Origin of the sequence: Methylobacterium variabile (assembly GCF_001043975.1) — a bacterium.
In the GTDB taxonomy this organism is placed as follows: Bacteria; Pseudomonadota; Alphaproteobacteria; order Rhizobiales; family Beijerinckiaceae; genus Methylobacterium; species Methylobacterium variabile.
Map to the genome: position 1 here is coordinate 22,620 of NZ_LABY01000098.1, position 11,272 is coordinate 33,891.

The following is an 11,272-nucleotide window of genomic DNA, read 5'->3' on the forward strand; positions in this document are numbered from 1 at the left end:
GCCCCGCGGCGCGGCACTCGGGCACCCATGCAGGTGAGGCCTCTCGCGTGTAGCTCGACCCGGACGTCGTTCCCGCCCCTCGCCTCCCCGATATCGTGCAAGGGTTGGCGGACGTCACCGACGAAGTAGAACGAGGAAGCGGAGGGCATCCGCCATGTCCCCGTCGAGCGCGCCGCAGGCGAGGTCGCGTCGTGCCCGCTCGATCGCGGCGACCACGCAATCTCCGAGCGCCGGGTCTGCCCTGCGGTCGCGCTCCGACTCGTAGTTCCCGACGTCCGGCGGGATGTCGACGAAGTGCCGATCGTACGACTCCGGCCGCGCAGCCCGAACGTCGTCCGCCCAGCTCGAAACGAAAGCGAGCGAGCGACCTTCGCCCGGCAGCCGCGCGGCCAAGCCACGGGCCCAGGAGTCAAGGCGCCGCTGCGCAATCTCGGCCACGATGGCGTGGCCCTCCTGTCCCCATCCCAGGGCCGCCGACGCGGCGGCCGTCCAAAGCAGGCAGGCAAGGCCGATGCGTCGCAAGCCCACCCTCCGAGGTCGGGCACGCGCCCGGTCGCCCATCGCATGCCATGCCTCCGTCCCGAATGCCCCGCTCACGGCTTCCGAATCGTCAGACGATTGCGGTTTCCGGGACGTATCGGTGTTCGGGCTGAATGGTCCCGCCGAGTTGGCGGATGCGCTCCCTCACGCGCTCGTCGACCTCCCCGATCGACAGCGTGAGGCGCCGCTCGGACGCCGCGAAGATGTGCGTGGATGCGGCGACGGCTTCCCTGAGCCGGCCGAAATCCACGGCGGTCCTCGCCTTGACCTTGTAGCGCATGGGTACCTCGCACCGCGTTCCCTACCATCTTCGGCGCGGGGCGTTAAGCGTTCGCTCACCGGCGGCTCAATTCCTCGCCGCGGCACGGACGGCCGCGGCGCAGTCGATGCGCCCATGACCCTGGGCGTTCGGTCCGGCGGATAGGCGTGCCGCGGTCGAGCGGATCAACTCGAAGAGCTCATCCCGTCCCAGGTTGGGCTTCAGGGACCACAGGAGCGCGGCCAAGCCCGCGCCTTGAGCGCAGGCCCCGCTCGTTCCCCACCCGTTGGGGAGCGCGCGCGTAGCGGAGCCGTAGAGCACCCTGCCGTTCTCGGGCGTGGGGGCGACGACGTCGGGCTTGCGGGCGTTGCCCTCGCCGGCGTGGTCTTGTCCCGGGCCGCGGCTTGAGTAGTGCCACATCGTACCGTCGAGCTTGCAGGCCCCGACGGTCAGGACGTCCGCTCGCGACTTGTACAGCCATATGCTGTTGGGGTCGTCTCCGTCCGGGTCGCCCCCGGTCAGGTGGTGGTTGTTGCCGGCGCTGAAGACCGCGACGACTCCCGCCTCGACGGCGTCCGCGAGCGCGTACGGGAAATCCTGGCCGACCAGGTCCGGCGGCGTCCCGGCCTCCACTCCGAAGCTGTTGCTCGCGACGATCCTCATCCCTCCCTTCGCGAGATCCGCGAGGTAGTCGTAGATATCCATGAGTTCCGTGTCGAAGAACTCGGTCCTGCAGGCGATCAGCCCAGCTTCTGGTGCGACGCCGTCGAACGCCCCGCCCGCCTTCCTGCTCGCGGCCGCGATGCAGGCCGCCATGGTCCCGTGCCCGACCGGGTCGACCCATGCCTCGCCCGCATCCGCCGGCCAGCAACCCACCCTCCTGGCAGCCGCGAACTCGGCGCGCGTCCCGTCGATGCCTGTGTCGACCACGGCCAGCGCAACCCCAGCCCCGCGGGTCTGGGTCCAGGCGTTCCTGGCGCCGATCGCTTCCAGCACGTCGTCGAGCGATGGTCCCGCGCCGTCGTCGGGCGCGGATTCGTCGGCCGACATCGGCCCGCCGAGCTCGACCTGATACTGGTAATCCTCGACGACCTCGACGTCGAAGCGGCGCCGGAAGGCATGCAGGTCGGTCGGATAGCCGGCCGTACCCATCATCGCCACCGCACTCGCCACGGCCCGGCGCCTGCTCACGGTCGCGACGCCCGCGGGCCTTGCCGCCGCGAAGGCGGCCTCCATCGCTTCGGTACCACGGAAGCGGAGCTTGTACCGCCGCCCCGGGACGATGTCCGCGGGGGCGCGGGGTGCCGCGGTCGCGGGCACCCGGGCCGTGGCCGGCCCAGGGTCGGTCCGCGGTCCGCGGCGCGGTGGGCGCGCCGCGCCGAGGAAGAACTGTCGGCCGAGGACGAACCCGAGCGCGAACGCCGCCGCCAAGGCGAGGTACGCGGGCACAGGCGAGACCTCGCGCCTCGGATGCTCACGCACGTCGTTCCAGTCCCGCTCGACGGCCTCGCGGACCCTGGCCCGGGTCTCGTTGGCCGGCGCATTGTCGGCGTGCGACGCCGCGGATGTCGTCCGGTCTTCCTCGGGCTGCTGCACGAAGCCCTCCTTTCCCTGCCGCCCCGGTGGTGCGCGCGGTCAAGGCGCCAATTCAACGCCGATGCTGTGCCTGCCCTTCGGCAACACGTCCATCGCGTAGCCGTGCCGGGCGGGGTCGTGGGTCTCGAGGAGCTTCCGGGTCGTCTCCGTCTCGTTGGTGACGACGAGGCGGATGGCCCTGCCGTCCGCCGCCTCCACGATCCACTTGAGCGTGTCGTAGTCGGGGTTCCCATACTTCCCGTTCGCCGAGATCACGTAGGTGTCGGCCGTCACGGTCCGGAAGAAGCCGCCGTCGGCGTTCCGGTCGTTGCCGTGGTGCTGCACCTTCAGGACATCGACGTGGCAGGTGCCCGCGGCGTCGAGCAGCCCGGCGCGACGCAGCCCCTGGACGATGTGGTCGCCGCGGGCGTCGCCGGTGAGGAGAACCGTCCTGCCGGCGAACGCGACGTGCAGCACGATGCTGCTCAGGTTGGGCACGCTCCTGTCGGACATCGCGGCCGTGCCGGGATCCCGCGCCGCATCGGCCTCGGCCCTGGCCAACCACGCGAGCCACTCCTTGCGCAGGGCGTCGAGGTTGGCCTTGCTCGGCCCGATCACCCGCACTGTCAGGCCGTTGACCGGGATCGGCCTCTTCGCCGTGTCTGCGAGGATCAGGTCGCCGTCGAAACCACGGTTGACCGGGATCCCCAGCTTCCTGGCCATGACGCCCAGCTTCTGGCCCTCTCGGACGCCGAGGAACGCGTCGGTCGCGAACGGCATCGAGACCGCCGCCGATCCCGCGAGCGTCATCAGTTGCTGGATGCGCTGCGTGATTTCGCCGTCGGGGTCGATCGACCGGCCGAACGAGTTGTGCCACAGGCCCTTGATGGTCACCCTCGGGTCCCGCCCGTCGGCGATGTCCTCCTCAGCCGCGGCGAGGAGGTCGAGGACGCCGATGACGTGGTCGTTGTCGACGTGGCTCAGCACGAGGAGGTCGAGGGTCGCTCCGGGCCCGGCGATCTCCTTCAGCGCGGCGTCGAGATCGGCCTCGAAGGAGCCTGGCGGCCCCCCGTCGACGAGGATGAACCGCCGCTTCCTGGCGGTTTCGAACTCCAGGATGAGGGCGTCGCCGAACTGCGCCTGGACCGCGTGGAGCTTGAACATGGGCACCTGGCTCAGATGACGCGGAGGTTGGACGCCAAGTCGCCCGTCACCACCAGGGCGAAGTCCTGGGGCGGCTCGAGCAGCGTGCTGGCCGTGACGGCGACGCGGTACGTGCCCGGCCGGGGTCTCGGGATGCGGACGACGAGCACATTGTTGTTCGGGTCGGCGAGCAGGCCGGCGATCCGGAGCGTGGAGGCGGCCTGCGCGTTGCCGGGATACTTTCCGCCCCCGCCGTCGTCGACGAGCAGGACGGCCCTGTTCTGGACGCTGCGGGCGGGCGGGTCGGTCCAGGTCAGGCAGAGGTTGAGCGGGCGCCCGCCGTTGACATCCACCTCGAAGAGGCGCCGGTCCCCGGACTGCGCCAGCCCGCGCCTCGTCTTCCACGTGTCCTCGAAGTGGAGTTCGAAGCCCGACTGGCCCGGGACGGGAAGCGTGTTCGCCATGTCGATGCGGCCGAAGCCCCGGTGGAAGTTCGGCGTGCCCTCCAGAGGTGCGACGGCATCGTCGCCGGGCATCCAGGACGCGCCGTTGATCAGCGTCGCCTTGAGGAGCGCGGCGCTCGGCTCGGGCCAGCCCCGGAACCGCACGTAGTATTCCCGCACGAGCGCGGCGCAACCGGAGACGTAGGGGGCGGCCATGCTCGTGCCGCCCATGAAGGCGTAGCGGGCGTTGCCCGGGTAGGGTCCCCAGAACTTGCGCAAGGGCGCCTGCGAGGACCGCGCCGCCACGACGTCGGTGCCGGGCGCGACGACGTCCGGCTTGACGCGGTGGTCGTCGCACGGTCCGCGGCTGCTGAAGGCCGCGAGGCAGTCGGCGTTCCCGGATACCGTCTGCCTGCCGATCGGTGGTTTAGGGTAACGGTCGGCCCAGACGTCCTTCCACGTCAGGCTCGCGTACCCTCCGGACCGGCGGTCGCTGCGGCTCGCGCCGACCGTGAGGGCGTTCTTCGAGGTGGCTGGCGCCGCCACCGATGGCCAGTCCACGAACCCCTTTTTCGCGTTGAGCCTGGTCCCTGGCGCCCGCGCGACGGCAATGCCGTCGTTCCCCGCGGCGATGACCACCAGCATGTCGGGGTTGTGCGCGACGAACTCGTCGATCTGCAGCGAACTCACGGAGTAGCCCGCGTAGGCGAACGCGCCCCAGCTGTTGTTGTGGATGCGGGCGCCCGCGTCGTAGGCTTCCCGGAGAAGGTTGCCCAGGTCCGTCGGCAACCCGCCCAGCCGCCCGTTGACGTCGAGGATCGACTGGAACACGAGCTCCGCCTTGGGCGCGGCCCCCCTCACCTCCCCGTCCGATGTGGCCCCGTCGCCCAGCAGGCAGCCCGCGACGTGGGTGCCGTGACCTTCCGGGTCGCTGTGGTCGCCCGGCCGGCCAAGGGCGACGACGGCCCTGACCCGCCCTGCGAAGTCGGGGTGGGTGTCGTCGAGGCCGGTGTCGGCGACACCGACCACCTGACCCTGCCCCTCCAGGCCGAGCGCCGGGTCGGCCATCTGGTCGATCCCGAGTATGCGGCGGCAGCACTGGTCGAAGAGGCGCGGCGGAAGGAGTTCCTCCACGACGGCGACCTCCGGCAGCCTCGCGAGGTCCCTCACGTCGCGCCCACGCTCCGGCAGACCGACGCGAACGACGCCGCCATCGATGGAGAGAGGAGAGCGCTCGCGCTTGCGGAGCCACTCGACCACTTGGTCGACGTCTTCCGCGCGGTGCGTGCGTACGGCGTAGATGCAGGTCCGCCGGGTGGCCGGGTCCGATCGCCTCGGCTGCGCCGGCGGCGGGTCGCGCAGGGTATCCTTGTCGGTGTAGCGCCTGAGCCAGTCGACGAAGGGCAGGGCCGCCAGCGCATCGATCTCGTTCGGCGCCAGCCGCACCGTGTACTTGCTGGAGCTCAGCCTCTCGTTGAGCTTGATCCCCGCTGCCAGCAACTCCTCGCGCCTGGCCTCGGTGAGCGGACCGTGAAGCCGCACGATGTAGAACTGCGGTTTCGCAGGGTCGCGCCACACCACCTTGTCGCCGGGAGACTTCCCGCGTGCCGCGACCGGGAGGCTGCGCGGCCGACGGGTGGCCTTCCGCGGCGCTGCGGCTGCCCCCGCGCCGCCCCGCCCGACCGCCATCGCCATCGGGGCGAGTTCCGGCGATGCCGAGGGCTGCATCGCGATCGGCACCCTGCTCATCCGGCCGACCTTCTCGATCGGCGCCACGACCAGGCCCTTGGACGTCAGGTCCGGAATGTGCTTCTCGTCGACCAAGCCGAGCACGTAGCCGTCGGTCCATTCGGCGTCGCGGATCAGGTTCCGCTCCTCGAGCAGCCGCGCGTCCTCCCGCTCGGCCTCGTGCATGTAGTAGGCCTTCACCCGATACTGGGCCACGTCCGTCCTCCCTCGACGACGCGCGACCTCCTCGCCGCCGCGGCGCCGCCGCACGGAGGCGCCGCCCCGCCGGGCGGCCCACGTACCCTGGCACGTCCATCGCCGAGTGCGAAGTCGAAATTGCGACCCGCAGCGCTTTCATTGTCGGTCGTCCATCGGTACGGGGCTCGCCCGCGCGCCGTACGTCACGGATCGATTGTCGACGCGCCTTGTTTTGGCATGCGGTATGCCCAGTTGCACTAGTGCAAGATTCTTTTTCCCTTCTGCCTTGAAGCCGCGAGTTCATATGCATTGTTGAAGCCGGGTGGATTGCATCCAGCTCATGTAGATACGCAAATTGTTCCAATTATTAACTGTGAAGATGCAGAGATAGTATGAAGAAAATAAATGTAAAATATTGATTAATCTGCACATTTCCCTGGATCGTGTCTTCCTTCATTGCCAAATGGTCTTGAAAAGCAGTTTGCACGTCAAATCCACGATCCGCCTAGGGCAAGGCATGCCGTCCCAGGTCAGGCAATCGTGGGCAGGAAGTGCCGTCACGGGGCGGGCAGCCACGCGGGACCGTCCCGGGCGGCGCTCGCACAGGCGCGGATGCCTGCCGTGGCTCAGCCCAGCGGGGTGTCTTCGAAGGGCCATCTCGGCACCTCGTCCTCGGCAAGTTCCTGGCCCTTGAGGTGCTTGCGCACACACCGATCGCATATGAGGTAGCCCCAGTTCACGAGGCTCTTCGACGCCGTCTCACCCAGGTCCGAGAGCCTCGTCGGGATCGCCGCCAGCGCCTTGACGCGCACGGGGTCGCACGGAAGGTCGCCCGGGCCGGACGCGGGCGGCGGCCGCGTGTCGATGCCCCAGTAGGCTCCCAGGCGCTCGTATGGGAGCAGCGGATCCTGGGCGAATCGGCCGGCCTCGAACGCCTGCCTGCCCGCGGCGAACCGCGCGATCAGATCGCGCCGGCGCAGAGCCCTGACTTGATTGTCCGTCAGGTCGAGGATGCGCCGAAGATGCCTGACCCAGTCGCCCGGCACGCGGGGCTTTCTCGCGAAAGGCGCCCCGCCGTCGCTGACCAGGAGCGTCGTATAGCGCTTCACGATCGGTTCGAGGCCGTGGTTGTCGTAGACGCCGTCGGTGAGCAGCACGGCGGCGCGGAGCGCCGCGACCTCCGCCCGACCATGGCCCTTGACCTCGCGCCCCGGCCAGTCCTCGAAAGCGCCGGAGTCGAGCTCCAGCCTCAACGGCGACAGGATCGGCGGGAACGCCGAGGAGGCGGCGATGGCCTCTGCGAGTCGGATCGCTTGACGCTTCGGCGTCACGAAACCCAGTACGTAGTCCCCGCTGTAGCGCTTGGAGAAGCGCCAGAGGGCGCCGGTCTGCAGGTTGGTGGCGCAGAACACGAAGCGGGGCGAGTCGGGAAGGGCGGCGAGCGTGGCGCCGAGGAAGAGGGCGCCATCGTAACTGGCAGCGACCTGCTTTGCCGCCGAGGTGAAGGGCAGCAAGCCCGCGATCGCATCCCTGACGTCGATGCTGCGTCGCGAGAACGCGTAGAGCGGTTGCACGATCTCGCCGAAGAAATGTTCGAAGCGGCCCTCCCGGTCGCGCCGCAGCGTCCGCCACTTGTAGCCGAGCAGGCCGGCCGTGATGGATCCGCCGGATACGCTGGCGACACGGTCCACGCGCGTCAGCAGGCCGAGTTCATTCAGGCGCTGGAGCGCGCCCGCGTGGAACAACATGGCGCGGAATCCCCCGCCCGAAAGGGCGAGGCCGATTCCCCGTTCCAGGCGGCCCCCTTCCCAGGAGAATTCCGCAGCAGCCACGGCCTCGTCAGACACGACGGCTTCGTTGGCGGCGACCGACATCGTTCACCCTCCATCGGCGCCCTCAGCGGGCCTCCCGGCCGTACGGCGAAGGATCGTCGGGTGCAAATCAAGGCGGCGAGAGCCCCGACCGGCCCGCTCGATCCCGGGGCCCGCACGGCGGCCGACCCTGCTCCTCCCGGCCCATGATGGGCCTTGCACGCAGACCGGACGCGTCGGCACCTACCTCTCCGAGTGGCCGGTTCCCGCCCCGATCGTCGCCCGGGAACGTGCCCGAAGGGTAAGCCTGAACAGGGGGATGGGAGAAAGGCGCGGTTCAGGCCCGGAACATGCCGCTGTGACGCGCCGGGATGCCGAGCCTCAGACGCATCGCCCGCCCGGCGAGTTGCTCGACTTGAATCGGTCCGGCGGCGGTTCGCCGGACGCCGTCGCGAGACTCGCGCTCCATTACCGTGCCTGGACCGACAAGGGGATCGAGCTTCTGGTCGCGCTACGGACCGAGCTCTCGCGGATAGCCGAAGAGTGCGGCCGCGCTGTGCCGGGCGTGAGCCGCGCCGTCGAGGTTTTCTCGGACCGCGGTCCGCTCGACGACGTCACGTGATGCGAAGCGGTCGCCGCCTGTACCCTGACGCAATCTCTGCCCTGCAGCCCCGGGCAGGAACGCACCCTTTCCACGCCCGGATCGGCGCGGGATGTCCACGAGATGGTAGCCAGCCAGCAAGGGGTCCGGCATCGGGGCGAGGGAAGCGCCCCCGCTGTACGGTCGCGATGCCGATCGCGAGGCGCGGGCAAAGCCCAGCACGCCCACCACGACCGCAGGCGGATTCCGCTCCGTTTGGCCGACGAAGGAGCGGCCGAGTTCGGTGAGGTCGGACCGGGACGCCCGCGGCGTCGCCACCAATGAGCTTCGACGAGGCGAATGGATGCCGGCCATCGTGGACTAGCGCTGCGCGAACTTGCGGACGCGGGACGCCAGCTGGGATCGTCAGGGCAAGCGTCCTCTCGGCTTCAGCCGCTTCGAAAGCGGAGCAGAGGCATATCGAGCCCTGCGAAGGTTCACCGTGCAGTTTTCAGGTTCGCACCCAGGCGCTGCAGGGCCAAGCTGGCTTCGAAGGGGAGCGGATTGACCGCGCTCGTCCTGTTTTTCATCGCAGATGTCGCTCAAAGCCGATGGTAAGGGCGTTCATGTTGCTTATAGAAAACATCGATTCAGGTGCCAAACAACCGTCGATCAACTGTCGCCCACAAGTGACGTTGATCCTCATACGGTTGCTTATGGACGACATGTGAAGCCTCTGCGGTTCTCCCGTGCAACTGACGGGCCAAGCTGGGTTCGCCGAACTCGGTTGCCGCCTACGCCACCAGCGCAGCCTCCTCCAGCAGGCCCTGACGCGCGGGTTCAGGCTCGATCTGAACCAGCGTACCGTCCTCAAGCGACTGATCGTCGTGGACGGCGTCTCGACGTGAGCGGTGCGCCATGGACAGCCGCCACCGATCGCGACACCGGGAAAGGGATGAACTCGGCGTCGCAGCAGCCTGTCGAGTAGCTTTCGGCTACCGTCGTCGTGCATCCAAGCCCAGGCATTCGCGTTACTGCTTCTGCCCGATCTGCCCTGGCACTCGACAGGAGCGGCTCCGATCACGAGGAATGTTCCGTCCACATGGAGCGTGATTGCGTCATCATCGGCATCCACGGCCTGGCCAACAAGCCGCCGGTCGACGAGAAGACGCGGTGGTGGAAGGCCGCCATCGCCGAGGGCCTCACCCGCAACGAGGGGCTTACGGTCCCGGAGTTCCTCTTCGAACTCGTCTACTGGGCTGACCTGCGCTACGACGCCCCGCTGTCGGAGGACAGCAATCGCGAGCCGTATCGCCCCTACGACGGTGCCGGGCCGCTGCCTGGAGGAGACGAGGCACCCGCGATCACCGCCGAGGACTTCCTGGCGCCGCTGTACACGGGCATCGACTGCCTGGAGGAGGCGACAGGCATCACCGTCGTGGATGACGTGATCTTGGAGCATCGCTTCGATGACCTTTGGCACTATCACGTCGAGCGGCGTTTCGCCCGGCAGGTTCGGGCTCGGCTGACCGCGCGTCTACGGGCGTTCCGGGCCTACCGTATCCTGCTCGTCGCGCACTCCATGGGCTCGGTCATCGCCTACGACGTGCTGCGGCTGCTGGAGCGCGAAGATCCATCGCTTCGGATCGAGCACCTCGTCACAGCGGGCTCGCCTCTGGGCCTCGCCAACGTGAAGCTCAAGTTCGAGGCCGAGCATGGAGCACTGCGGGTGCCGAACAACGTCTCGGCATGGACGAACCTCGCCGACGGCGAGGACGTCGTCGCCATCATGGGGACCCTGAATGCGGATTACGGGCCGAGCAAGGCCGGCGTGCATATAGTCGACAGGCGGGTGGTGAACGAATATCGTCGGCCCGACGGCGAGCCGAACCACCACAAGTCCTACGGTTATCTGCGAACTCCGGAGTTTTCGCGCGCCTGCGCACGCGCCGTCCCTGCGGCCATTGCGGTTCCCGCCGCACAACCTGTCTAGAGCCACGCTGCCGAACAGGCCCTCGCTGAACGTGTGTGGGCTGGAGGGACACTTTTGACATCCTGGATCATGATGCGTTCTGCACCTCGATCCGGAGAATGCCCAAAACCCCTGCCCGGTCCGCCCAGTTCGCCAGCAGCATTGAGAGCGGACCAGCATCGGCGCGGCGTATACTGGCGACCATCGCTCGAAAGCCGCGTTGCCCTGATCTGTCCATCACGTGGCGATGTCTGCGACCTGCTTGCCATGCAAACGGAACTGGTGAGGATATAAACAACAATCGGTGACCACTCCGAACATGCGAATCTTAATATTGGCTGCCGGCAATGCCGAAAGACCGGATTGTACCATCGGCACAGCTCTGCATTGAGACCCCATCATATCTGCGCCCTCGACGTCCGCTGCTCGACTCAATAAGCAGAATCATACCCCCTCAAGTCATCCACCTCACGCAACGGTGATGCTGGGAGCTGGAACTCTTCCGTAGTTCGGCTCGTACCACAGGCCGTCGCGGAAGCCCGCAAGTTTCCTACGGCAGATCGTGCAAGATAAGATCAATAGGGCTTCTAATGAGCAACAAGAATACTGCTCCGACCGATCGAATGGCCTTGGTTGCCAATCTCGTTTCGGCGTATATCTCATACAACAGGCTGCCGGTGAGCGAGATACCGGCCCTGATCAAGAGCGTACACGATCGACTTGACGAGTTGGCGCGGCCGGCGGCACCTGGGCGGCTTGTTTCTCCAGTGCCGATCAAGCAGACGGTGACGCGAGACTACATTGTGAGCTTAGAAGATGGTCGACAGTACAAATCTCTCAAACGTCATCTCGCCACGCGTGGTCTCACGCCTGAGGAGTATCGCCGCAAGTGGGGCTTGCCGCTGGATTATCCAATGGTCGCAGCGAACTACTCCGCGCAACGCTCCGAAGTCGCCAAGACCATTGGGCTCGGCGGAAACAGGCGGAAGCGGTCCGTCTGATGTAATTACCCACGGGGTGCGC

9 protein-coding genes are annotated in these 11,272 nt (G+C 67.8%); 3 read left to right on the forward strand and 6 right to left on the reverse strand.

Annotated features, from left to right (window positions below; translation table 11 throughout):
- Positions 1–114: 114 nt before the first annotated feature.
- The 6 genes from VQ02_RS15250 to VQ02_RS15275 form a co-directional block, all read right to left on the reverse strand.
- Positions 115–522 carry a S1/P1 nuclease gene (locus tag VQ02_RS15250; protein ID WP_048445048.1) on the reverse strand — a complete coding sequence of 136 codons (408 nt, stop codon included), beginning with the start codon at positions 520–522 and terminating at the stop codon, positions 115–117.
- An 88-nt stretch (positions 523–610) separates the two neighbouring features.
- Entirely contained in the window at positions 611–820 is a 210-nt protein-coding gene (locus VQ02_RS15255; protein WP_048445049.1) for a hypothetical protein, read from the reverse strand.
- A gap of 66 nt (positions 821–886) precedes the next feature.
- Complete coding sequence (locus VQ02_RS15260; RefSeq protein WP_048445050.1) at positions 887–2,395, reverse strand: S8 family peptidase; 1,509 nt, start codon at positions 2,393–2,395, stop codon at positions 887–889.
- A gap of 39 nt (positions 2,396–2,434) precedes the next feature.
- Positions 2,435–3,538 (reverse strand): MBL fold metallo-hydrolase, encoded by a 1,104-nt coding sequence (locus VQ02_RS15265; protein WP_048445051.1) that lies wholly within the window; start codon positions 3,536–3,538, stop codon positions 2,435–2,437.
- A gap of 11 nt (positions 3,539–3,549) precedes the next feature.
- Positions 3,550–5,904, reverse strand: coding sequence for a S8 family serine peptidase (locus VQ02_RS15270; RefSeq protein WP_053080386.1), 2,355 nt, complete (start codon positions 5,902–5,904; stop codon positions 3,550–3,552).
- A 608-nt stretch (positions 5,905–6,512) separates the two neighbouring features.
- Positions 6,513–7,760: a patatin-like phospholipase family protein gene (locus VQ02_RS15275; protein WP_053080387.1), complete on the reverse strand. Its 1,248-nt coding sequence runs from the start codon at positions 7,758–7,760 to the stop codon at positions 6,513–6,515.
- Positions 7,761–8,055: 295 nt separating this feature from the next.
- Between VQ02_RS15275 and VQ02_RS15280 the strand changes: the two genes are divergently transcribed.
- From VQ02_RS15280 to VQ02_RS35690, 3 genes are all read left to right on the forward strand, one after another.
- Positions 8,056–8,319: a hypothetical protein gene (locus VQ02_RS15280; protein WP_048445052.1), complete on the forward strand. Its 264-nt coding sequence runs from the start codon at positions 8,056–8,058 to the stop codon at positions 8,317–8,319.
- Positions 8,320–9,379: 1,060 nt separating this feature from the next.
- Positions 9,380–10,270: a lipase family protein gene (locus VQ02_RS15285; RefSeq protein ID WP_048445053.1), complete on the forward strand. Its 891-nt coding sequence runs from the start codon at positions 9,380–9,382 to the stop codon at positions 10,268–10,270.
- A 569-nt stretch (positions 10,271–10,839) separates the two neighbouring features.
- Positions 10,840–11,250 carry a Ros/MucR family transcriptional regulator gene (locus VQ02_RS35690; RefSeq protein WP_083469226.1) on the forward strand — a complete coding sequence of 137 codons (411 nt, stop codon included), beginning with the start codon at positions 10,840–10,842 and terminating at the stop codon, positions 11,248–11,250.
- Positions 11,251–11,272 lie beyond the last annotated feature (22 nt).